This window comes from Rhizobium sp. 18065, from assembly GCF_902706095.1.
Classification (GTDB): Bacteria; Pseudomonadota; Alphaproteobacteria; order Rhizobiales; family Rhizobiaceae; genus Allorhizobium.
Genome location: NZ_CACSJP010000001.1, coordinates 134,400 through 158,262, shown reverse-complemented (window position 1 = coordinate 158,262; position 23,863 = coordinate 134,400). Strand labels below are relative to the sequence as shown.

At 60.9% G+C, this 23,863-nt stretch carries 23 protein-coding genes; 12 read left to right on the top strand and 11 right to left on the bottom strand.

Going from position 1 to position 23,863, the window contains the following annotated elements; translation table 11 throughout:
- The first annotated feature begins 6 nt into the window (after positions 1-6).
- Genes GVK95_RS00735 through GVK95_RS00710 form a run of 6 tightly spaced genes read left to right on the top strand, consistent with a single transcriptional unit; the run spans position 7 to position 7,160 of the window.
- Positions 7-1,569: a type II and III secretion system protein family protein gene (locus tag GVK95_RS00735; protein WP_159945959.1), complete on the top strand. Its 1,563-nt coding sequence runs from the start codon at positions 7-9 to the stop codon at positions 1,567-1,569.
- 20 nt (positions 1,570-1,589) lie between these two features.
- The gene (locus tag GVK95_RS00730; protein WP_159945958.1) at positions 1,590-2,315 is read left to right on the top strand and encodes a CpaD family pilus assembly protein; all 726 of its coding nucleotides are present in this window, start codon (positions 1,590-1,592) and stop codon (positions 2,313-2,315) included.
- Between the two features lie 34 nt (positions 2,316-2,349).
- The gene (locus GVK95_RS00725; protein WP_159945957.1) at positions 2,350-3,639 is read left to right on the top strand and encodes a CpaE family protein; all 1,290 of its coding nucleotides are present in this window, start codon (positions 2,350-2,352) and stop codon (positions 3,637-3,639) included.
- A 27-nt stretch (positions 3,640-3,666) separates the two neighbouring features.
- Positions 3,667-5,148, top strand: a complete 1,482-nt coding sequence (locus tag GVK95_RS00720; RefSeq protein ID WP_159945956.1) for a CpaF family protein — start codon at positions 3,667-3,669, stop codon at positions 5,146-5,148.
- A 5-nt stretch (positions 5,149-5,153) separates the two neighbouring features.
- A complete protein-coding gene (locus tag GVK95_RS00715) occupies positions 5,154-6,164 on the top strand; it encodes a type II secretion system F family protein (RefSeq protein ID WP_159945955.1) in 1,011 nt (336 codons plus the stop codon).
- A gap of 12 nt (positions 6,165-6,176) precedes the next feature.
- The gene (locus GVK95_RS00710) at positions 6,177-7,160 is read left to right on the top strand and encodes a type II secretion system F family protein (protein ID WP_159945954.1); all 984 of its coding nucleotides are present in this window, start codon (positions 6,177-6,179) and stop codon (positions 7,158-7,160) included.
- Between the two features lie 135 nt (positions 7,161-7,295).
- Here the strand turns inward: GVK95_RS00710 and GVK95_RS24995 are convergent, their stop codons facing one another.
- From GVK95_RS24995 to GVK95_RS00660, 11 genes are all read right to left on the bottom strand, one after another.
- Positions 7,296-7,451, bottom strand: a complete 156-nt coding sequence (locus GVK95_RS24995) for a hypothetical protein (RefSeq protein ID WP_200844185.1) — start codon at positions 7,449-7,451, stop codon at positions 7,296-7,298.
- 105 nt (positions 7,452-7,556) lie between these two features.
- Complete coding sequence (locus GVK95_RS00705) at positions 7,557-8,018, bottom strand: carbon monoxide dehydrogenase subunit G (protein ID WP_159945953.1); 462 nt, start codon at positions 8,016-8,018, stop codon at positions 7,557-7,559.
- Positions 8,019-8,130: 112 nt separating this feature from the next.
- Positions 8,131-9,435, bottom strand: a complete 1,305-nt coding sequence (pncB, locus tag GVK95_RS00700; protein ID WP_159945952.1) for a nicotinate phosphoribosyltransferase — start codon at positions 9,433-9,435, stop codon at positions 8,131-8,133.
- A 133-nt stretch (positions 9,436-9,568) separates the two neighbouring features.
- Entirely contained in the window at positions 9,569-9,862 is a 294-nt protein-coding gene (locus tag GVK95_RS00695) for a hypothetical protein (protein ID WP_159945951.1), read from the bottom strand.
- 102 nt (positions 9,863-9,964) lie between these two features.
- Positions 9,965-10,945, bottom strand: a complete 981-nt coding sequence (locus tag GVK95_RS00690; RefSeq protein ID WP_159945950.1) for a glyoxylate/hydroxypyruvate reductase A — start codon at positions 10,943-10,945, stop codon at positions 9,965-9,967.
- A gap of 10 nt (positions 10,946-10,955) precedes the next feature.
- On the bottom strand, positions 10,956-12,584 hold the full coding sequence (locus GVK95_RS00685) for an ABC transporter ATP-binding protein (RefSeq protein ID WP_159945949.1): 1,629 nt from the start codon (positions 12,582-12,584) through the stop codon (positions 10,956-10,958).
- The gene (locus GVK95_RS00680; protein ID WP_159945948.1) at positions 12,581-13,084 is read right to left on the bottom strand and encodes a type II toxin-antitoxin system VapC family toxin; all 504 of its coding nucleotides are present in this window, start codon (positions 13,082-13,084) and stop codon (positions 12,581-12,583) included. The genes GVK95_RS00685 and GVK95_RS00680 overlap by 4 nt, the downstream gene beginning before the upstream one ends.
- Positions 13,081-13,341 (bottom strand): hypothetical protein, encoded by a 261-nt coding sequence (locus GVK95_RS00675; protein ID WP_159945947.1) that lies wholly within the window; start codon positions 13,339-13,341, stop codon positions 13,081-13,083. The genes GVK95_RS00680 and GVK95_RS00675 overlap by 4 nt, the downstream gene beginning before the upstream one ends.
- A 67-nt stretch (positions 13,342-13,408) precedes the next feature.
- The gene (locus GVK95_RS00670) at positions 13,409-14,551 is read right to left on the bottom strand and encodes an ABC transporter permease (RefSeq protein ID WP_159945946.1); all 1,143 of its coding nucleotides are present in this window, start codon (positions 14,549-14,551) and stop codon (positions 13,409-13,411) included.
- Entirely contained in the window at positions 14,551-15,645 is a 1,095-nt protein-coding gene (locus tag GVK95_RS00665; RefSeq protein WP_159945945.1) for a microcin C ABC transporter permease YejB, read from the bottom strand. The genes GVK95_RS00670 and GVK95_RS00665 overlap by 1 nt, the downstream gene beginning before the upstream one ends.
- A 144-nt stretch (positions 15,646-15,789) precedes the next feature.
- Complete coding sequence (locus GVK95_RS00660; protein ID WP_159945944.1) at positions 15,790-17,628, bottom strand: extracellular solute-binding protein; 1,839 nt, start codon at positions 17,626-17,628, stop codon at positions 15,790-15,792.
- Between the two features lie 185 nt (positions 17,629-17,813).
- On the opposite strand from GVK95_RS00660, the gene mepA reads away from it, so the two are divergent.
- The 6 genes from mepA to GVK95_RS00630 all read left to right on the top strand — a co-directional run bounded on the left by mepA (position 17,814) and on the right by GVK95_RS00630 (position 23,834).
- Positions 17,814-18,878, top strand: a complete 1,065-nt coding sequence (mepA, locus tag GVK95_RS00655; protein WP_159945943.1) for a penicillin-insensitive murein endopeptidase — start codon at positions 17,814-17,816, stop codon at positions 18,876-18,878.
- A 96-nt stretch (positions 18,879-18,974) separates the two neighbouring features.
- Positions 18,975-19,355, top strand: coding sequence for a methylglyoxal synthase (locus GVK95_RS00650; RefSeq protein ID WP_159945942.1), 381 nt, complete (start codon positions 18,975-18,977; stop codon positions 19,353-19,355).
- A gap of 35 nt (positions 19,356-19,390) precedes the next feature.
- The gene (locus tag GVK95_RS00645) at positions 19,391-20,434 is read left to right on the top strand and encodes a glucokinase (protein WP_159945941.1); all 1,044 of its coding nucleotides are present in this window, start codon (positions 19,391-19,393) and stop codon (positions 20,432-20,434) included.
- Between the two features lie 166 nt (positions 20,435-20,600).
- Entirely contained in the window at positions 20,601-22,340 is a 1,740-nt protein-coding gene (locus GVK95_RS00640; protein WP_159945940.1) for an ABC transporter ATP-binding protein, read from the top strand.
- A gap of 24 nt (positions 22,341-22,364) precedes the next feature.
- Entirely contained in the window at positions 22,365-23,177 is an 813-nt protein-coding gene (gene dapB, locus GVK95_RS00635; protein WP_159945939.1) for a 4-hydroxy-tetrahydrodipicolinate reductase, read from the top strand.
- A gap of 21 nt (positions 23,178-23,198) precedes the next feature.
- On the top strand, positions 23,199-23,834 hold the full coding sequence (locus GVK95_RS00630) for a 2,3-bisphosphoglycerate-dependent phosphoglycerate mutase (RefSeq protein WP_159945938.1): 636 nt from the start codon (positions 23,199-23,201) through the stop codon (positions 23,832-23,834).
- Positions 23,835-23,863 lie beyond the last annotated feature (29 nt).

Here is a 23,863-nt window from a genome sequence, read left to right as displayed (position 1 = left end):
CACACAATGAAAAACATCCGCGAAAGACTTCGTGTTTCCCTGGCCGGCAGCGTCGCGTTCGCTCTGGCCTTTACCAGCATTCCAAACCATTTCGCCCAATATGCCTTCACGCTTCCGGCTGCCGAAGCGGCACAGGAAAGCGTGCTGCGCATCACAGATGCGGGCCCTGGCCGGCGCAAGACCGTCAAGCTGGGCCTGAACAAGGCGCTCGTCGTCGACCTGCCCGCCGACGCGCATGACATCCTGGTCGCTGATCCGACGATGGCCGATGCCGTGACGCGCTCGTCGCGCCGCATCTACCTGTTCGGCAAGATGGTGGGCCAGACCAATATCTTCATCTTCGGCGAGAATGGCCAGGAAATCATCAGCCTCGACATCGAAATCGAGCGCGACATTACCGGTCTTGAAACCAATCTGCGCCGCTTCATTCCCGAATCCGACATCAGTGTCGAGATCGTATCGGACAACATCGTGCTGACAGGCACCGTGCGCACGCCGCAGGATGCGGCCCGTGCTGCCAACCTTGCCGAAGCCTTCCTCAAGGGCGGTGAAGCGACGACCCGCAACACGACCGCGACAAGCGAAAGCAGCGGCGACGGTGCCGTGGCGATCTACGCGGAAGATCGCCAGGAATCGCAGATCGTCAATCTGTTGCAGATCGAAGGCGAGGACCAGGTGACGCTGAAGGTCACTGTCGCCGAAGTCAGCCGGCAGGTGCTGAAACAGCTCGGCTTCTCCGGCAGCATTTCCGATGGTTCAACCGGCATCAGCTATGCCAATCCGTCCAATCTCGGCAATTCCATCGACCCGACCAGCACGGCCGCAATCACCGCCGGCATCGGCGGCCTGGGGATCACCACCTATATAAACGCCATGGAACAGGCCGGCGTGATGCGCACACTGGCCGAACCGAGCCTGACGGCAATCTCCGGCGAGCAGGCCAAGTTTTATGTCGGCGGCGAATATCGGCTGGCAGCCGAGCAGGAAATCGACGTCGACAGCGATACGGGGCAGTCGACGTTGAGCCGCACGAGCGAGACCGTCGACTACGGTATCGAATTGAATTTCCGCCCCGTCGTGCTGGCTCCCGGCCGGATCAGCCTGAAGATCGAGACGAATGTGTCCGAGCCGACCTGGGAAGGCTCTGTTGTTACCGGCAATACCTCAAATTCCATTCCGGGATCGACCTATCTGTCGATCCGCAAGCGCGAAGCGTCGACGACCGTCGAACTTCCCTCCGGTGGCTCGATCGTGATTGCCGGCCTCGTGCAGGACAATATCCGCCAGGCCATGTCGGGTCTGCCGGGCCTGTCCAAGGTTCCGATCCTCGGCACGTTGTTCCGCAGCAAGGACTTCCAGCGCAGCGAAACCGAACTGGTGATCATCGCGACGCCTTATCTGGTGCGGCCCGTTGCGCGCGGTGCGCTGTCGCGGCCTGACGACAACTTCAACCCTGAAAACGATGGCGCGACCTTCTTCCTCAACCGGGTGAACAAGGTCTATGGCCGCCGCGAAACCGCAGGTTCCGCCGGCCAGTATCACGGCGCCGTCGGGTTTATTTACAAGTGAGCGGAGGTTTCAGGATCGCAATGACACACACCACGCTGCACGCCAAGGAAAGCCAGCCAGCCATGGCCCCAGATCGTAGAAACCGCCGCCTGCACCGCATCGCGATGACCGCCATGATGATCGGCGCTTCCGTCATGCTTGCCGGATGCGGCACGAACAAGGACAACATGTCGACGGGAGCAATCCCCGATGACTATCGCACGCGCCATCCGATCACGCTGAACGAGGTCGAACATACGCTCGACATTCCGATTGCCTCCGGCGATCACAGGCTTTCGAACGGTGTGCAGGATTCGATCGGCGGCTTTGCCACGGATTATCTCTCGACCTCGTCGGGCAGCATCCAGATCATGCTGCCGCAGGGCTCGGCCAATGCAGGCGCTGCGGCAAATGTTCGGGCGCAGATCCGCAAAGTGCTGACCGCAAAGGGCGTGCAAGCGAACCGGATCATCGAGACCTCGTATCAGGCGTCTGCCACCGGCGACGCCGCTCCGGTGCGCCTGAGCTATGTCGCGATCACGGCCGTGACCAACCAGTGCGGCGAATGGCCGGAAGATCTGCAGAACAACACGTTCAGCAACACGAACTATCACAATTTTGGTTGTGCTTCGCAGAGTAACATCGCTGCCCAGATCGCGAACCCGATGGATCTCGTCACGCCAAGAGCCGTGGCGCCAATCGACGCGACCCGGCGCTCGACCGTTATCGGCCTTTATCGCGACGGCAGTGACACCTCTACGGAATGACGCGGCTTGATGCCCTCAAGGACAGGAAGATAGCATGAGTGCGATCGATTACGAATTCGAGGAAGGGCCCGGCGGCAGCCGCGGCGCGGCCGAGCCGGTCGTTTCCGGCGACGTCGAAGCCCTGCGACCGCTGCCTCGTATTTCCGTGCACGCCTTCTGCCTCACCGACAGTGTGCAGCGGGTGATGGAGCAATGCGCCAATGACCGGCGCCTGGCGCGGGTCAGCCTGCGCATCACGCATGGCAATATCACGGCCGCAGCGAACATGTTCGCCTCGACGCCGACACCAAACCTGATCATTCTGGAAACCGAGGCCGCACCGGCGCATCTGCTTGCGGAGCTGGCGCCGCTGGCCGAGGTCTGCGACCCGAGCTCGCGCGTCATCATTGTCGGCCGGCACAACGACATCTCGCTCTACCGGGAGCTGATGCGCAGCGGCATTTCCGAATATATCGTCGCGCCATTCTCGATGGCCGACATCATGAGCGCCATTGCCGGGATCTTCGTCGACCCGGAAGCAGAGCCACTTGGCAAAAGCATCGCCTTTATCGGCGCCAAGGGCGGCGTCGGCTCCTCGACGATCGCCCACAATTGCGCCTTCGGCATTTCGACGCTGTTTTCGACAGAGACCGTGCTTGCGGATCTCGACCTGCCTTTCGGGACCGCCAATATCGATTTTGACCAGGACCCGGCGCTGGGCATGGCGGAAGCCGTGTTTTCGCCTGAACGCCTTGACGAAGTCTTCCTCGATCGGCTGCTGACCAATTGCTCGCGCAATCTGTCATTGCTGGCAGCGCCATCGATGCTGGACCGCGGATACGACTATGAGAGCGGCGCCTTCCAGCCGATCCTCGAACTGTTGCAGCGGAGCGCGCCGATCAGCGTTCTCGATCTGCCGCATAGCTGGTCGGACTGGACCCGCACTGTGCTTTCGGATGCCGACGAGATCGTCATCACCTGCGCGCCGGATCTCGCCAATCTTCGCAATGCGAAGAACATGGTCGATGCGCTGAAGAAACTGCGGCCGAACGACAAGGCTCCGCATCTGGTGCTCAACCAGGTCGGGATGCCCAAACGTCCGGAAATCTCGCCGCAGGATTTCTTCGAGCCGCTCGAAATCGAGCCGGTCGCGATCATTCCCTTCGATGCCATGCTGTTCGGCACGGCGACCAACAGCGGCCGGATGATCTCCGAAATGGACGCCAAATCGCCGACCGCAGAGACATTTTCGCAGCTGGCGCATCTGGTGACCGGCAGAGCAACGATCAAGAAGCCGAAGAAGGCGGGCCTCGGCTCGCTGATCGGCAAACTTCGCAAGAAGTAAACCGCAAGACAGAAACGGGTAGAGCTCATGTTTGGCAAACGCGGCGGCGAGGGTTTCGGCAAAGGCGGATCGGGCGTTGGCACGATACCGGCGCAGCCCCCGGCTGCCAGTTCGGCAGGACGGTCCGCAACAAGCCTGCTGGAGCCTGGCAACGCGGACGCTCGCCAACAGGTTGCCCCGCCACCGCTGCAGGCCCCCAGCCGCAAGCGGCCGCCCCGCGCGGAGGATTACTACGATACCAAGAGCCAGGTTTTTTCGGCCCTGATCGACACGATCGACCTGTCGCAGCTGGCCAAGCTCGACGGCGAGAGCGCGCGCGAGGAAATTCGCGACATCGTCAACGACATCATCACGATCAAGAATTTCGCGATGTCGATCTCCGAGCAGGAGGAACTGCTCGAAGACATCTGCAACGACGTGCTGGGCTATGGTCCGCTGGAACCGCTTCTGGCACGCGACGACATCTCGGACATCATGGTCAACGGTGCCGGCCAGACCTTTATCGAAGTCGCCGGCAAGACCATCGAGTCGGAGATCCGCTTCCGCGACAATTCCCAGCTCCTGTCGATCTGCCAGCGCATCGTCAGCCAGGTTGGCCGTCGCGTCGATGAATCGAGCCCGATCTGCGACGCGCGCCTGCCCGACGGTTCGCGTGTCAACGTCATCGCACCGCCGCTGGCCATTGATGGCCCGGCGCTGACCATTCGTAAGTTCAAGAAGGACAAGCTCAATCTTGGCCAGCTGGTGAAATTCGGCGCGATCACGCCGGAAGGCGCCGAGGTGCTGCAGATCATCGGGCGCGTGCGCTGCAACGTGGTCATTTCCGGCGGTACCGGTTCCGGCAAGACAACGCTGCTGAACTGCCTGACCGGCTTTATCGATACCGACGAGCGCATCATCACCTGCGAAGACACGGCCGAACTTCAGTTGCAGCAGCCACATGTCGTGCGCCTGGAAACACGGCCACCAAACATCGAAGGCGAAGGCGAGATCACCATGCGCGATCTCGTCAAGAACTGCCTGCGTATGCGCCCCGAACGCATCATCGTCGGCGAAGTGCGCGGACCCGAGGTGTTCGACCTGCTGCAGGCGATGAACACCGGTCACGACGGCTCGATGGGCACGATCCATGCCAATACGCCGCGCGAATGCCTCTCCCGCATGGAATCGATGATCGCCATGGGCGGCTTCACGCTGCCAGCCAAGACGGTTCGCGAAATCATCTCGGGTTCGATCGACGTGATCATCCAGGCCGCCCGCCTGCGCGACGGTTCGCGCCGCATCACCCACATCACCGAGGTGATCGGCATGGAAGGGGACGTGATCATTACCCAGGACCTGATGCGCTACGAAATCGAAGGCGAGGACGCGCACGGGAAGATCATCGGCCGGCACATGTCGACCGGTATCGGCAAGCCGCATTTCTGGGACCGCGCCCGCTACTACAACGAAGATCGCAGACTTGCTGCGTCTCTCGACGCCATGGAACAGAAATCCAAGGGGATTTGATCGCAATGTTCGGTATCGATCCGACCATACTGGCCATCGTCATGCTCGCCGCGATCTCGACCGGCGCAGTGGCCTATGGCGTGCTGTATACCCGCATCGAGACCGACAAGAAGACGGCGACCAGGATCAGCCGGGTGAAGGCGGCCGAAACAGACCTCAACCAGGTCAAGGCGGCCCGCGACCGGGTGCAGGAAATCTCCAAACGGCGAAAATCCGTCCAGGATTCGCTGAAGGAACTGGAAAAGAAGCAGGAGAAGTCGAAGAAGGCAAAGCAAACCAGCCTGAAGGGCCGGCTGACCCAGGCCAACCTGCCGCTGACGCCGGCGCAATTCTACATGCTGAGCGTGGTGCTCGGGCTGGTGGTGGGTGTCGGCACATTCGTGATGGGCATGCCGCCGCTGGTCGTTGGCGGGTTGAGCTTCGTCACCGTTATCGGCCTGCCACGATGGATCCTCGGCTTCCTGATCAAACGCCGTCAGAAGCAGTTCATCAACGAGTTCCCCAATTCGCTCGACGTTATGACCCGCTCCATCCGCTCCGGCCTGCCGCTCAACGATGCAATCCGGATGATCGCGGCTGATGGCCAGGAACCGGTAAAGACCGAGTTTCGGCGGGTAGTCGATTCGCAGCAGATGGGTCTCAGCGTGCCGGAAGCCTGCGCGCGCATGTACCAGACCATGCAGTTGTCCGAGATCAGCTTCTTTGCCATTGTCATTGCCATCCAGGGACAAGCGGGCGGCAATCTTTCCGAAGCGCTGGCCAACCTGTCGCGCGTGCTGCGCGACCGCAAGAAAATGCGGGCAAAGGTCAGTGCGCTGTCAATGGAAGCCAAGGCGTCTGCGGCGATCATCGGCGCGCTGCCGTTCATCGTTGCCTTCCTCGTCTACATGACGTCACCCGCCTATATCATGATCCTTTTCACCGACTCGCGCGGACACATGATCCTCGGCGCATCGGCGGTGTGGATGAGCATCGGCCTGCTGGTCATGCGCAACATGATCAACTTCGATATCTAGGAGCGGCAAGACATGAGCGAAGACTGGGCCGCCCGCGCTACCGACCCCACCCTGATCATCGCAGTGCTGGTGGCACTGGCGGTTTTTGCGACGTTCTACACACTTGTCATGCCGATGCTGGAGCGCGGCGACCTGAACAAGCGGATGCGGGCCGTCTCGACCGAGCGCGACCAGATCCGCGCCCGCGAACGCGCGCGGCTCAATTCGGACGCGCAAGGCAAGGCCACCCTTCGCGCCAACAACAACCAGTCTGTGCGCCAGCTTGTCGAACGGTTCAACCTGCGCAAGGCGCTGGTCGACGACACGACGATGGACAAGCTCAAGGCGGCCGGCCTTCGCTCGCAAAATGCGCTGAACATCTTCCTGCTGGCACGGTTCCTTCTGCCGTTCGCAACGCTTGTCGTTACGGCAATCTGGATCTTCGCGCTTGGCAATCTTGCCGACAAGCCTTTGCCGGTCCGGCTGTTCGCCACCATCGTCGGCGGCTATATCGGTTTCTATCTGCCGAATATCTACGTTTCAAACCGGATCGGCAAACGACAGCACTCGATCCGCCGGGCGTGGCCCGACGCTCTCGACCTGATGCTGATCTGCGTCGAATCCGGCATTTCAATCGAAGCCGCCATGCGGCGCGTTGCCGACGAGATCGGCGAACAATCGCCGGAACTGGCCGAGGAAATGGTCCTGACGACCGCGGAACTGTCGTTCCTGCCGGATCGCCGGCAGGCTCTGGAGAACCTGGGCACCCGTACGCAGCTCGATGGCGTGAAGAACGTGACCCAGGCGCTGATCCAGGCCGAACGTTACGGAACGCCGATCGCCCAAGCCTTGCGCGTGCTGGCCCAGGAAGGTCGCGACGAACGCATGAATGAAGCGGAGAAGAAAGCTGCAGCACTACCGCCGAAACTCACCGTGCCGATGATCCTGTTCTTTCTGCCGGTGCTGATCGCGGTCATTCTCGGACCGGCCGGTATTCAGGTATCCGACCGGTTCTAAAGCGTTTCCGGTGAACATGGCATCACCTGCAACGCACTATCTCTTTGTTTTCACGAAGTTTCGCAGGAAAAATCGTTACGGAACGCTCTACGTGTTCCCTTGAATGCGCGGCGCTGCAGGCCCGGTAGACTAATCTCAGTGAACGGTATCCTGCTCGTCTTCGAGCAGCCTGAAGGCATCCTGAAGGGCGGCGACCAGAATGTTGGTCAGTTCATCGGCCTTGTTTTCCAGCAACATCAGCTTGATCGCCATGTCCTGCTGCTCAAAATATTGATCCGGTCCCTCAATCATCGCTCATGTCCCCATATTACCGAATCATCTCGGCTGATGATGAACATCAACAAGGTGGCTTGCGCAGGGCTTTCAGTCACGACAATTTTAATAAATCACGACGGATCATCCGGTTGCCGCATTGGCCGCCGACACCGCTGCGCCGAAGCTGGAAAAGAACTCGCCAGCGAGCTTCTTTGCGGTCGAATCGATCAGGCGACTGCCAAGCTGGGCAATCTTGCCGCCCACCTCCGCCTTGACGACATAGGTCAGGATCGTTGCGTCAGGGCCATCGGCTTCCAGTGAAACGTCGGCAGCGCCCCTGGCGAAACCTGCCAGACCGCCCTTGCCCTCGCCGGCGATGGTGTAGGAATGCGGCGGGTTGAGGTTTTGCAATTCGACCGCGCCCTCGAACTTCGCCTTGATCGGGCCGACCTTGAGAACCACCCGTGCACTCATCTGATTGTCGGATGTCTTTTCCAGGCTCTCGCAGCCGGGGATGGCTTTGGCCAGGATGGCTGGATCATTGAGACCGCGCCAGACAGCCTCCACAGGCGCCTCGATACGTTCGCTGCCCTGCATGTCCATGGCTGATACCCTCCCCGGTCAATGAAACTCAAGCGGGCTCCCTCCCGCCCGCTCAAACTGCATGGGCGAAAGCGTGGATGCAAGTCTTCTGATCCAGAGGTGCGTGCCCGGACTAGACGAGAACCGCCTGTTCGACGCGATCCTGCGAGCCGAAAAACTTCAGGTAGCGTTCGACCTCGGCGGGATCACCTGTTGCCTTGCGCGGATTGTCGGAGAGCTTGACCGCGGGACGGCCATTGGCTTCCGCGACCTTGCAGACAATCGAAATCGGCTTCAGTCCGGCAATCTCCTGCGGCGCGCAACCGGCGAAGTCATTGGTGAGGTTGGTGCCCCAGCCGAAGCTCATGCGCACGCGACCGGCGAAATGGCGGTAGGTGTCGATGATCGCATCGACATCGAGGCCATCCGAGAAGATCAGCAGCTTCTTGCGCGGATCACGCCCCATCTTCTTCCACCAATCGATGATCTTTTCGCCGCCTTCAATCGGCGGCGCACTGTCCGGGCGAAAGCCGGTCCAGTCGGCCACCCATTCCGGCGCATCGCGCAGGAAGGAGGCCGTGCCGAAGGCGTCGGGCAGGACGATCAGAAGATTGCCGCCATAGAGCCGGTTCCAGTCTTTCAGAACCTGGTAGGGAGCCGCGGCCAGTTGTTGATCGGTGTTGGCCAATGCTGCCACCACCATCGGCAGTTCATGGGCATTGGTGCCCACGGCTTCGAGGTCGGAATCCATCGCCAGGAGCACGTTGCTGGTGCCGGTAAAGGCCGGGCCGATGCCTTCCTTCAGGGCGTCGACGCACCAGCGCTGCCAGAGGAAGCTGTGGCGCCGGCGGGTACCGAAATCGGAAATGCGCAGGCCCGGAAGCTCGCCCAGTCGCTCGACCTTGGCCCACATCTTGGCCTTGGCGCGGGCATAGAGCACGTCGAGGGTAAAATAGCCGAGCGAGCGCATGGCGGCGCGGCTGCGCAATTCGTTGATGATGGCAAGCGCCGGTATTTCCCACAGCGTCGTTTCCATCCACGAACCGTGAAAGGTCAGTTCATACTGGCCGTCGCGTTTGTGCAGTTCGTATTCGGGCAGTTGCAGATTGCCGAGCCAGGCGAGGAATTCCGGTTCGAAGATCTGGGCGCGACCATAAAAGGTATTGCCGGCCAGCCAGATCATTTCCTTCTTGGTCAGGCGCAGCGAGCGCACATGATCCAGCTGTTCGCGCAGTTCCTGCTCGTCGATCTCGTCGGCGAGGCGGACCGATGTGGTGCGGTTGATCAGCGTGAAGGTGGCATCGACATTGGGATAGAGCTTCCAGATCATCTGGAGCATCAACAGTTTGTAGAAATCGGTGTCGATCAGGCTGCGGATGATCGGATCGAGCTTCCAGGCATGATTGAAAACCCTGGTTGCAATATCAGTCTTCGTCATGGAAGCCACTGCCCTGTTCATCGCGAGCCTTCAGCCGCGACTGAACGGCCGAAAATCGCTTCGGCCGTTTCCGTTTCAAGTTATCGGCAAACTGTGTCGGAATGTCCAGACAACGACACCCCTCCTGCCGCGATTACTGACTGGGTGTCTGGTTCGCCTGCGGCGGCGTTTGAGCCGGATTGCTTTCGGAGGACTGCGGTGCCGTTTCCGTTTGAGCCGGGTTGGGGATGGTCTCCGATTCGATCGAATTGCCCCACCATTCGGCAGGGACCCAGACCAGCATGGCTAGGATCAGACCGCCGAGCAAGACGATCAGGACAGGACGACCGCGATTGCCCTGGCGCGCTTCGGTTGCGGTCAGGGTTTCCGGCTGGAGGCCACGGGTTCGGCGATCTGTATCGCCTGGCAGGTCGGTTCGGCTGCTCATGATCATTCTCCGTTGACGTTCTGGCGCCGCGCTTGCAGCGCGCGGCATTGACCAGAGTAACGACGGGAATGTCCCCAAGGTTCCGACTGCGCTGCTGGCGGCTCAGTAGCCCGTCAGGCGGTCGACCACGTGTTGCAACGGCAGACCGTCTTCAAAACGGGCAATCTGGCTGTCGACATGACGGAAAAGCGCGCCGACTTCCGACGATGCGGCGGCATGGGGGGTGACAATGACATTGGGCATATCCCAAAGCGGACTATCGCCGGACAAGGGCTCCTGCTCGAACACATCGAGAGAGGCAGCCTTCAACGTTCCATCCTGCAGGCAGGCGACAAGATCAGCCTCGACCTGGCTGCCGCCCCGTCCCGCATTGAGGAAGACCGGCCCGCCAAGTGCGCCGTCGCGATTGAGTTTCGCGAACAGCGAACGATCATAGACGCCTCGGGTCTCGGGGGTCAGCGGCAGCAGGCCGACCAGGATATCGGTGCGCCCCAGGAATGTATCCAGTCCGCTGGCGTCATAGGTTTCGACACCGGCAATCTGCTTTGGCCGACGCGACCAGCCGATGACATTGAAGCCCATCACCTTGAGCTTGGCTACGGCATCCTGACCGAGCACGCCCAAGCCCATGACACCCACAGTGACATTGCAGGCTTCCGGCTGATCGGCGAGTTCGTGCCAGTGATGCTCGCGCTGTTGGCGCGCATAGGTCAGTGTCTGGCGAAGATGGCTCAGGCATTGCAGCACGACCCATTCGCTCATGCGATCGGTGAGGCTGCGATCGACGAAACGGACGACGGGCAGATCCGGTAACTCATAGGTGGTCAGGATGTGGTCGACGCCGGCGCCGCCGGAAAAGATGGCTTTCAGCCCCTTTGCCTTTTCGAAAAGGGCAGGATCCGGCTTCCAGACGACGGCATAGGCGGCTGTGCTGAGATCACGCTCGGCATTGGCCGGATCGGCCATGTCGATGATCTCGCGATCGGCAAAGGCGTTGCGCAATGCGCTGACGACGCTTTCGCGCTGGAATTTCAGATCGATGATGACGGGGCTCTTGGAAGAAACGGGGTTCTTGGAAGACATGCAATTCCCACTACTGGCGGATACCGCCGATTTCGACGGCTTCTAGATTGAACGCAGCGGCTATCAGGGCCTTGGTGTAATCGGCCTTGGGCGCGGCAAAAACCTCGGCAGCCGGCCCCTTTTCGACAACTTTGCCGGCGCGCATGACGATGATTTCATTGGCCAGCGCCTTCACCACCCGCAGATCATGGCTGATGAAGAGATAGGCGAGATCATGTTTCTTCTGCAGGTCGCGCAGCAGGTCGACGACCTGGGCCTGAACCGTCATGTCGAGCGCCGATGTCGGCTCGTCGAGCATGACAAACCGCGGCTTCAGCACCATGGCACGGGCAATGGCGATGCGCTGGCGCTGGCCGCCGGAGAATTCGTGCGGGTAACGCCAGCGGGTGGCAGGATCGAGCCCGACCTCGTCGAGCGCCCAGCACACCCGGGCGTCCCGCTCATCGGCCGACAGGGCACTTTCATGCACTTTCAGCCCCTCGGCAATGATCTCGCCGACCGACATGCGCGGGCTGAGCGAGCCGAACGGGTCCTGGAAAACGACCTGGAGCCGGTCCCTGAACGGCCGCATCTCGCGATAGGAGAATCCGTCAATGTCATGGCCGATAAAGCTGATGCGCCCCTTGGAGGAAATCAGGCGTGCCAGCGCCAGGCCAAGGGTGGTCTTGCCGGAGCCCGACTCGCCGACAACGCCGAGGGTCTGGCCAGCGCGCAGGGTAAGATCGATACCGTCGACGGCTTTGACATGGTCAACCGTCTTGCGCAGGAAGCCTGACTTGATCGGGAACCAGACGCGGATGTCGTCGCCCTGCATGATCACCGGCTTTTCGGCATCCGATTTCGGCGGTTCGCCGCGCGGCTCCGAGCCCAGGAGCTTCTTCGTGTAGTCATGCTGCGGGCGCTCGAAGATTTCCTCGACCGGGCCGGTTTCGACGATCTTTCCCCTGGTCATGACACAGACACGATCGGCGAATTTGCGCACGATGCCGAGATCATGGGTGATAAACAGCATGGACATGCCGTGTTCCGTCTTCAGCCGGCCGAGAAGATCGAGGATCTGCGCCTGCACGGTGACATCGAGCGCCGTTGTCGGCTCGTCGGCGATCAGCAGCTTTGGCCGGTTGGCCAGGGCCATGGCGATCATCACGCGCTGGCGCTGGCCGCCGGACAATTCATGTGGAAAGGCATTCAGGCGTTTCTCCGGCTCGCGGATGCCGACCTGGTTGAGCAATTCCAGAATGCGGGCGCGGGCCGCGCTACCCGTCATGCCCTGGTGCAATTCCAGTATTTCGCCGATCTGCCGCTCGATCGTGTGCAGCGGATTGAGCGAGGTCATCGGCTCCTGGAAGATCATGGTGATGTCGTTGCCGCGCACGGCCCTGAGCTCAGCAACGGACGCCGTCATCAGATCGCGACCTTCGAACAGGATAGACCCCGACGGATGGCTGGCGGACGGATAAGGCAGGAGCTTGAGGACAGAGGCGGCGGACACCGACTTGCCGGAGCCGGATTCGCCGACAAGCGCCACGACTTCACCCTTGCCGATATCGAAGGAGATATGGTCGACAGCCAGGCTCTGTTGGCCACCCTGATGGAAAGCCACGGAGAGATCGCGAACGGAGAGAAGGGGATCGGTCATGCGGACAGGCTTTCGATCAGGGATGTGAGGGTCGGCTCGTCGGGGCGGAGGACGGAGAGCGTGGCAATGCCGAGGAGCGGATCTTGCCGATTGTGCCTCACCTCATAGCTGTCACGTATGCCACGATCGTCGGATAGAAAATGCGAGCAGCCTTGACCAATTGCACTCGACAGGTGAATTGCGTCGGGCAGTTTGAGATGTCCGTATTGCCCCCGAAGAGCTGCAGCATGGCATAGGACATCTCTGTCCACCGGCCGCAGGTCGAGCCATTCACTTTGTTGCATCAGTGAATCGTACTTACGGACAAGAGACTCGTCCTGTTCCCGATAGGGCTTCACGAGCAGCTCGGAGAGGGTCAGTTCGCTCGTGGCAAATCGCGGCTCTGCATCAGAAGGTTGTCCCGCCAAAAGCGCAACGAGTCGCTCCTGCGTTTCATGGGTCTTTTCGGCCAACAGGATGAACACGTTCGTATCCAAATAGACACGTCTAACAGCTCTCATTCATCATCCCATTCGTCACGAAGGGCGCGAATGCGCGATACAGCTTCACCGATATCCGGGTCAGCGATCCGTCCACGACGGAATCGCTCCAGATCGTCAAGCGTCTCTTGAACCGAACGCCTTTTTAGAGAGGTGCCAGGCTTCGCCGCAGCTTCCACTTCGATCACGACACGCACCGTCGCCTGATCGTCCAACCCTTCACGCAGGTCGGCGGGCAGGTTTTCAACCGGGTAGTGGTCTCGCACGATCTTGTTCATGGCGTCAGCCTCTTCAAATCGACTGACCGCATCCTGCCACAGGATCGCTGAAAAGACGAACCGCCCGTCATCGGAAGGTCTTTCGCGGATCGAAGGCGTCGCGCACAGCTTCGCCGACGAAGATCAGCAGCGACAGCATGATCGACATCGTGAAGAAGGCTGTCAGGCCGAGCCACGGCGCCTGGAGATTGCGCTTGCCCTGGGCGATCAGTTCGCCGAGCGAGGGCGAGCCGGGCGGCATGCCGAAGCCGAGGAAGTCGAGCGAGGTCAGGGTGGTGATCGAGCCGGACAGGATGAACGGCAGGAAGGTGAGCGTCGCGACCATGGCATTGGGCAGCAGATGGCGGAACATGATGGTCCAGTTACCGACACCGAGTGCGCGCGCCGCATTCACATACTCGAAATTTCGCGCCCGCAGGAATTCGGCACGGACGATGCCGACGAAGCCAACCCAGGAAAACAGCAGCATGATGCCGAGCAAGACGAAGAAACCGGGTGGCAGGATGGCTGCGATGATCAGCAGGATGTAGAGCACCGGCATCGACGACCAGATCTCGATGAAGCGTTGCATCAACAGGTCGGTCCAGCCGCCGAAATACCCTTGCACGGCGCCGGCGGTGACGCCGATCAGCGCGGAGGCGATGGTGAGTGCCAGACCGAACAGGATCGAGATGCGGAAACCGTAGATCATCCGGGCCGTGACGTCGCGCGCCTGATCGTCGGTACCGAGCCAGTTCATATTGCCGAGCACGCAACCCGGATCTTCGGCCTTCAGCGGATAGGCCGCGCAACGGGTTTCCTTATCCATCAGCCAGAAAGGCGGCGTCGGGGCCGAATGCGGGATCTCGGAATTGACCGTGCGATAGGAATAGCGGATCGGCGGCCAGACCATCCAGCCGTTGGCATTGATCTCGTCGGCGATGAAGGGCGAGCGGTAATCGGTGACGGCAAGGAAGCCGCCGAACTTTTCCTCCGGATAGTCGACGACCACAGGGAACAGGATCTCGCCCTTGTAGGAGGCGATGACCGGCCGGTCGTTGGCGATGAATTCGGCGAAAAGACTGAGCAGGAACAGGATCATGAAGATCCAGAACGACCAGAGACCGCGGCGATTGGCCTTGAAATTCTCCAGGCGGCGGCGATTGGTCGGCGACAGAAAAGGCCTGCGCGGCGGCACGGCTACAGAGATAGCGGGTTCGACGGCGGACATCAGATATCCCTCCTATCGAAATCGATGCGTGGATCGATCCAGGTGTAGATCAAATCGGAGATCAGGCCGACGACGAGGCCCATCAGCGAGAAGATGTAGAGCGTGGCAAAGACGATCGGATAGTCGCGATTGACCACGGCAAGGTAACCGAGGCGGCCAAGGCCATCGAGCGAGAAGATGTTCTCGATCAGCAGGGAGCCGGTGAAAAAGGCCGAGATGAAGGCTGCCGGAATGCCGGCAATCACGATCAGCATGGCGTTGCGGAACACATGGCCGTAGAGCACCTGACGTTCGCCCAGCCCCTTGGCGCGGGCGGTGACGACATATTGCTTCTTGATCTCATCGATGAAGGAATTCTTGGTCAGCAGCGTCGTCGTGGCAAAGGCCGACAGAAGCAGGGCGATCAAGGGTAGGGTCAAATGCCAGAAGTAGTCGAGAATCTTCTGCCACCAGCTGAGTTCGGCGAAATTGTCCGAGGTCAGGCCGCGCAGCGGGAACCAGTCGAAAAACGATCCGCCGGCAAAGACGACGATCAGCAGGATGCCGAACAGGAAGCTCGGGACGGCATAACCGATAACGATGACACCCGATGTCCAGACGTCAAAAGTCGAGCCATCCTGAACGGCCTTCTTGATGCCGAGCGGTATCGAAATCGCATAGGAGATCAGCAGGACCCAGACGCCGAGCGAGATCGACACCGGCATCTTCTCGATGATCAGGTCAATCACCGAAGTGTTGCGGAAGAAGCTCTCGCCGAAATCGAAGCGGATATAATTCCACATCATCTCGAGGAAACGTTCGAGCGGCGGCTTGTCGAAGCCGAACTGCTTTTCGAGCTTGGCGATGAGTTCCGGATCGAGACCCTGGGCGCCGCGATAGCGCGCGCCGCCCTCGTCTCCGCCCATCTGCTGGCCGAGCATATCACCGCCGCCGGATAGTCTGGCATCGGCGCTGTCGCCCTGGCCGCTGAGCTGGGCAATCACCTGTTCCACCGGGCCGCCCGGGGCAAACTGGATGACAGCAAAGGAGATGCCCATGATGCCGATGATCGTCGGGATCATCAGCAGAAGCCGGCGGAAAATATAGGCTGTCATGGAACGCGCCTCATCGCGGATCGTGCGCCGCTGTCAAACCACAGTCCCTGTCCGTCAGCCAATCCGTCGGCCCTCCTGCAAAAGCGATTCGCGCTATACATCCCTTGATAGCCAGCTTCGGCGCACAAGTCCCGCTGATAAACATCATGGCGTCTTCGACCACCAGATCGAGGGAAAACCAATGCCATAGGCCGGCAATTCGGCATGATCGAACTTGTCCCAATAGGCGATACGCGAGGACCGCAGCGTATAGGTGGGCAAGGTATAGTTCCCGGCCAGCAACACACGATCGAGTGCCTTGACCGTCGGGATCAGGGTGTCGCGATCCTTGGCAAAGATGATCTGGTTGATCAGCTTGTCGATCCCGGGATTGGAAATGCCGGCATAGTTGCGCGATCCCTGCTGATCGACGGACTTCGAGCCCCAGTAGTCGCGCTGCTCATTGCCCGGATTGAGGCTTTGTGCCCAGCCGAGATAGATCATGTCATAGTCGAAGCTGCGGACGCGGTTTGCATACTGGGCGGCATCGACCGTGCGGACATTGGCCTGAATGCCGATCTTGCGGAGATTGTCTGCGAAGGGGATCGCGACGCGCTCGATGGTCGGACCGTTCAGCAAGATTTCGAACTGCAGCGGGGCGCCGGTCGAGGCCAGCACCATCTTGCCATTGCGCAATTCGTAGCCGGCTTCCTTCAGCAGCGCGAGCGCCTGACGCAGATTGTCGCGCAGCTTTGCGCCATCGCCGCCGACCGGGTTCCTGTATTCCTGCGTCAGCACTTCCGGCGCGACGTCACCGCCCAGACCTTTGAGGATTTCCAGTTCCTTGCCCTCGGGCAGGCCCTTGGAGGCGAGTTCGGAGCCGTAGAAATAGCTGTCGATGCGCTTGTACTGATCGAAGAAGATCGTCCGGTTCAGTTCCTCGAAATCGAACGCGTAGTTCAAGGCCTTGCGCACGCGGGCATCCTTGAACATCTCGCGGCGCATGTTCGGAACGAAGCCGACAAGAACGCCCGAGGTCTTGTATTCGTTATCGAGGACCTGCCGCTTGACCCGGCCGTCGGCGACGGCGGGAAAATCATAGGACCGTGCCCAGCGCATGGCCGAATTTTCGGACCAGAAATCAACGCCTCCGGAGCGGAAGGCTTCGAACTCGACGTCCAGATCGGCGAAGTAGGTATAGGTCTGGCTCTGGAAGTTGTTGTAGCCGATATTGACGTTGAGATCCTTGCCCCAATAGTCGTCGCGCAATTCGTAGCGGATCTTGGCGCCGGGGGTGAACGAGGCGATCCGGTATGGTCCCGATCCCAGGATCGGCTCAAGGGTCGTCCTGGAAATGTCACGTGGCTTTCCATCCGGGCCGTTGGCGGTCCACCAGTGCTTGGGGACGATATCCAGTTCGCCGACAATTACCGGCAGTTCGCGATTGTTCTTTTCATCGAACGTAAATGTGACCTCGCGATCACCGGTCTTTTCCGCCTTCACGACGTGGTTGTAGTAGGTCGAGTATAACGGATTGAGTTCCTTGAACTTGTCGAAGCTGAAAATGACATCCTCGGGCGTCACCGGCACGCCATCGGCCCATTTGGCTTCCGGCCGCAGGCGGAACCTGGCGTAGGCGTAGTCCTCCGGATAGTAGACGGCTTCGGCCAGCAGGCCGTAGACGGCATCGACTTCGTCCATGGATGGCTTCAGCAGCGTTTCCGTGACCAGCGACAGCCGTGGCGCAAGGCCTGCGGCCAACTCGCCCTTGTCGAGAACCGGATTGAAGCTATCGAAGGTGCCGGACGCCGAGAGGTTGATGTTTCCAGCCTTGGGAGCATCGGGGTTCACATAGGAAAAGCGCTCGAAGTCCTTGGGGTATTTCGGCGCCTCGATGACGGCGAGTGCATGACGCCATTCCGGTTCCTGTGCCTGAACGCCCAGAGCCGGGCCGCAGAGCAGTAGCCCCAGAAACGATGTCGCAATCCGCCTTGCCAATGCCATCCGCCAACCCCTTTAGTTTTTGCTTGAGTGCAGAATAGGGCAAATGACGGCAAAATACAGACGGCTGACACAGAAGTGAGCGGGTGCACATTCGCAGATTCACCAAAATCGCCATTCAGGATAGACTCAGGTGAATCGTTCGGGGTCGCAATCCCGGATGCCGTGATGAATGAGGATGTATGACGATGAGATCGGTGAAACGCTCCGGCAGGATTGCCAAGGCCTTGATGCTGGTGGCAGCACTCGGCGCCGCCGCGCCCGAGGCAATCGCCGCCGATGGGCCGCCGGCCAAGGAGTTATTTGGCGGCATGAAACTGCCGGCACGGGCCGAACCGACCGCCTATGGCTTCTATTCCAAGGGCTGCCTTGCTGGTGGCGTGGCGATCCCGACCGATGGACCGACATGGCAGGCGATGCGGCTGTCGCGCAACAGGCGCTGGGGCCATCCGCAGATGATCGCGACGCTGGAACAGTTGTCGCAGGATGCGGCACGCTATGACAACTGGCCCGGGCTTCTTCTCGGCGACATTTCGCAGCCGCGTGGTGGGCCGATGCTGACTGGCCATGCCTCGCACCAGATCGGGCTCGACGCCGATATCTGGCTGACGCCGATGCCGTCTCGCACTCTGACCTCCAGCGAGCGGGAGAACATCTCCGCCACGACCATGCTGAAGCCGAAGGCATTCCTGACCGTGGACCCTAAGGTCTGGACGCCGGCACATGCAGCCGTGATCATGCGGGCGGCCAGCTATCCGCAGGTCGAGCGCATCTTCGTCAATCCGGCGATCAAGAAAAAGCTTTGCGAGACATGGACCGGCGACCGCAGCGATCTCGGCAAGGTTCGTCCCTATTACGGCCACGACTACCATTTCCATGTGCGAATCAAGTGCCCGGCGGATTCCGTCGGCTGCAAGTCGCAGGATCCGATCGGTCGTGGTGATGGATGCGACAAATCGCTGGCGTGGTGGTTTACCGACGAGCCATGGGCACCGCCGAAAAAGGATCCGAACGCCAAGCCGGCGCCCAAACCCAAGCCGATGCAGCTGTCAGCCTTGCCAAAGGCCTGCGCGATGATCCTTGGTGCACCATCGCCGGATAGCGAGCTCGAGGCCACGTATCGCGGCAATGGCAGGATGCCGACGACAGCCTCAGCTTTTGCGGCACCGAGCGCGCCTACTGCGGATGGAACGGCGATGTTTGCACTGCCCGCCCTCGTTCCCGTCCCGCTGCCCCGGCCAGCGGGTCAGTGAGCGCAAAGCGGCTTGCAGGCGGTGGCTTTTCAAGCCGCTCGACCTGGGCTACAGGGTTTAAGTCAAATCGATTTAAAAGAGCCGCAGATCCTCATCATGACCCGCGCAAAATGCATCGCCCTGATTGCCCATGACCAGAAGAAAGACGACATGGCGGAGTTCGCCCGGCGTCACCAGGCCCGTCTGACCGGCTGGCGGATCGTCGCGACCGGCACGACCGGCGGCCGGGTAAAGGATGCCTGTCCGGAGCTCGATGTCACGCCGCTGAAAAGCGGTCCGCTGGGCGGCGACCAGCAGATCGGCGCCTTGATCGCGACCGGTGAGGTGGATGTGCTGGTGTTTTTCGTCGATCCGCTGACTTCGATGCCGCATGATGTCGATGTGAAGGCATTGATGCGGCTTGCCACGGTTTACGATATTCCCATGGCGCTCAACCTTGCGACTGCCGAAATCCTGATGACCACTCCGGTCGCCTGAAACACGCGCTTCACGCGGCTCGAAACGGATAGACCATGGCCCAGACATCCAGCGACAACCAGCTCAGCTTTCCCATCCTGATCGGCGATATCGGCGGCACCAATGCGCGCTTTTCCATTCTGGTCGATGAAAGCGGAGAAACCGTGCCGTTCCCGAATGTGGTGAACAAGGATTTTGCCACGATCGACGATGCGATCCGGCAGAGCGTTCTCGCAAAGACAACGCACCAGCCGCGCACGCTGATCATCGCCATGGCCGGGCCGATCGACGGCGACGAAGTACCGTTGACCAACTATCCCTGGGTGGTCAAACCGAAGACACTGATGGCAGACCTGGGCTTCGAGTCCGTTCTGCTGCTCAACGATTTCGAGGCGCAGGCGCTGGCTGCGGCAACGCTTGCGCCGCAATACCGGCATCCGCTGGGACCGGTCACCGATGCGCCCGTTGCATCGCGCGCCGTTCTCGGGCCCGGCACCGGTCTTGGCGTTGCCGGTCTCGTGCATGCCCGCGACACCTGGTTCCCGGTGCCGGGTGAAGGGGGGCATGTGGATGTCGGACCGCGCACTGCACGCGATCGGCAGATCTGGCCGTTTCTGGTGCCGGTGAAGGATCCGACCGCAACGCTCGGCCGCATTTCGGCCGAGGAGCTGCTTTCCGGCCGCGGCCTGATGAACATCTATCAGGCGCTCTGCCGGGCCGAGGGCGAACAAACGCCGCGCTATAGCGAACCTGCCGATATCTCCGTTGCAGGGCTCAGTGGTTCCGATCCGCTGGCGGCTGAAGCGCTCAGTCTTTTTGCCACCTATCTCGGCCGGGTTGCCGGCGATCTGGCACTGATCTTCATGGCGCGCGGTGGGGTTTTCCTCGCCGGCGGCATCTCGCCGAAGATCCTGCCGGCGCTGGAAAAGCCGGAGTTTCGCGCGGCCTTCGAGGACAAGGCTCCGCATTCGGCGCTGATGAAAAGCATTCCGACATTCGTGGTCACCCATCCGCAGGCGGCACTTTCGGGTCTTGCGGCCTATGCCTGCAATCCCGGCGGCTTCGGGCTTGCAACAGAAGGACGGCACTGGCACCGCTGAGACGGCGCATGTGCCCAAAATTGGGCAGCTATGGCCAAACGCGGCGCGACTGGCTATAGAGCGGCGGTGTCCAGAAGGGCGCATTGAGCGAAATCGCACGGGAAGTCTTTTCTTGGACGCCAGCGGCACCAACAAAACAGTAGCAGATTCAGGCAGCGTCACAGCCATGCTGAAACGCATCATGTCGGAAAACGGCCGCGATCATATCGGCGGCTATGTCTTTGCCGTGATCTGTCTGATCACCGTTGCCCTGACCACGGCATTCACCGCCTGGATCATGGAATCGGTGATCAACGAAACCTTTGCCAATCGCCGCGCCGATCTGATCTGGCTAATCTGCGGCGCCATCCTTGCCTCGTTCGTGCTGCGCGGCTTTGCCAGCTACGGCCAGGCGGTGACGCTGTCGAAGATCGGCAACAACATCGTGGCGCGTTACCAGCGCCGGCTTTTTGCCCATCTGATGACGCTGTCGATCGGCTATTTCTCCGACGCGCGATCGTCGCATCTGGCAGCACAGATCAGCCAGAACATCGACGGGATCCGCGATGTGCTGAACCTGACTATTACCTCGCTGGCGAGAGACCTGCTGACGCTGATCGCGCTGGTCGGGGTGATGATCTACCAGGATGCGCTGCTGACGCTGATGGTCTTCGTGATTGCGCCGCCGCTGCTGCTGGCGCTGCGCTATATCTCGAAGCGGCTGCGCAGCGCGACGCGCGAGTCCGTGCTCTACAACGCGCATGTCATGGGCGCGATGCAGGAGACGATCCAGGGTATCGCGATCGTCAAGGCCTTCACCATGGAAGCCGAACTGTCGCGCAAGATCCAGGGCACGATCGACGCGGCCGAACATCGCTCCAACCGGATTGCCCGCCTGAGCGAGCGCACCTCGCCGCTGACGGAAACCTTTGCCGGCGTGGCCATCTCCAGCGTGCTGGCCTATGCCGCCTATCAGTCGATCTATGGCGGCATGCTGCCGGGCGCCTTCTTCTCCTTCGTGACAGCGCTGCTGCTCGCCTATGAACCCGCCCGGCGCCTGGCCCGCCTGCAGGTGCATATGGAACGCGCCGTCGTCAATGCGCGGATGATCTACGACCTTCTCGACATGCAGCCGCACCAGCGCGACAAGGATGGGGCGAAACCTCTGTCCGTCAGCGCGGCAAGGATCGAGTTCCGCGATGTGCAATTTGCCTACGGCGCCAACGAAAAGACGCTGAAAGGCCTGAGCTTTACAGCCGAGGGCGGCGAGACGACGGCGCTGGTCGGCCCGTCGGGCGCCGGAAAATCCACCGTGATCACGCTGGTACCGCGGTTCTACGACCCATTGGCAGGGCAGATCCTGATCGATGGCCAGGACATTGCCAATGTGACCAAGGCATCGCTTCGCCAGCACATCGCCTATGTCTCGCAGCAACCCTATCTGTTCGAGGGCACGATCCGCGACAATATCCGATATGGCCGACCCGATGCCACAGATGCCGAGATCGAAGAGGCCGCAAGGCTCGCCTATGCGCACGACTTCATCCTGGCCCAGCCGATGGGCTATGATACGCCGGTCGGCGAAAACGGCGTGACGCTGTCGGGCGGCCAGCGCCAGCGGCTGTCCATTGCCCGCGCCCTGGTGCGCAATGCGCCGATACTGCTGCTCGACGAGGCGACTTCGTCGCTCGACACGGAATCGGAAGCCGCGGTGCAGAAAGCCCTGGACGAGGCGATGAACGGCCGTACCGTTGTCGTGATCGCCCACCGGCTTTCGACCGTGATGAACGCCGACAAGATCATTGCGATGCAAGACGGGCTTGTGGTCGAAGAAGGCACGCATGAGAGCCTTGCGAAGCAGCCGGGCGGGCTCTACGCTCGTCTCAACAGCCTGCAATCGGCGCCAGCCGAACCAGAAACGCTCTAGGGACGGATGACCATGGATACCCCGATGAAGCTTGTCGTTGTCGGTGCTGCCGGCCGGATGGGCAAAGCCTTGATCCAGGTGATTGCCGATTCTGACACAGTGGTTCTGCATGCGGCTCTCGGGCGGCCAGGATCGGTGGTGATCGGGAGCGATGCCGGTGAAATCGCAGGATGTGGTCATCTTGGCGTGCCGATCACTGACGATCCGCTGGCCGCTTTCCTGCATGCCGATGGCGTGATCGACTTCAGCGCACCAGAGACTACGACGGAATTTGCGGCACTCGCCGCCCAGGCGCGCATCGTGCATATCATCGGTACGACCGGTTGCGGCCCGGAACATGAGGCGAAAATCGATGCGGCCGCGCGGCATGCCCGCGTGGTCAAGTCGGGCAATATGAGCCTCGGGCTTAATCTTCTGTCGGTTCTGGTCCAGCAGGCGGCGAAAGCTCTTGAAGCCGCGGACTGGGACATCGAGGTGCTGGAAATGCACCATAAGCACAAGGTCGACGCGCCTTCGGGCACCGCCCTTCTGTTGGGGGAGGCTGCCGCAGCCGGTCGTGGCGTCGACCTGTCCGATGCTTCGGTCCGCGTTCGCGACGGGCATACGGGCGCGCGTGAAGAAGGCTCGATCGGCTTTGCCACGTTACGCGGCGGTTCCGTCGTTGGCGAACATTCCGTCATTCTGGCTGGCGAAGGCGAGTTGGTGACCCTGTCGCACAGCGCGCTTGACCGGACGATCTTTGCCCGTGGCGCCGTCAAGGCCGCCACCTGGGCCCGGGACAAGAAGCCCGGACGCTATACCATGCTCGATGTTCTCGGGCTTTCTTCCACCCACTGATCGTCAAGAGAGGAATTGTCGATGACCGGTACACTCGTGCTCGTCCGCCATGGCCAGAGCGACTGGAATCTGAAGAACCTGTTTACCGGCTGGCGTGATCCGGACCTGACGGAGCTTGGCGTCACGGAAGCCAATGCCGGCGGCAAGGCGCTGGCCGACTATGGCATCCAGTTCGACGTGGCCTTCACCTCGGTGCTCAGCCGGGCGCAGAGGACCTGCGACATCATCCTCGAAAACGTCGGCCAGACAGGTCTGGAGACGATCAAGGACGAAGCGTTGAACGAGCGCGACTATGGCGACCTGTCGGGGCTCAACAAGGATGACGCCCGGGCCAAATGGGGCGAGGAGCAGGTGCATATCTGGCGCCGTTCCTACGATATCCCGCCTCCGGGCGGCGAAAGCCTGCGCGACACCGGCGCGCGCGTCTGGCCCTACTACCTGACCGAAATCCTGCCGCGGGTGCTGCGGGGCGAGAAGGTGCTGGTCGCCGCGCATGGCAATTCGCTGCGCTCGCTGGTCATGGTGCTCGACAAGCTGACCAAGGAGCAGATCCTCAACGTCAATCTCGCGACCGGCGTGCCGATGGTCTACAAGCTGAATGCCGATTCGACCGTGGCGTCAAAGGAAGTGCTCGGCGACATGTCCGGCGCGCACTAAAATCGTCCCGGGTAGGGTTCTGGAAGCCG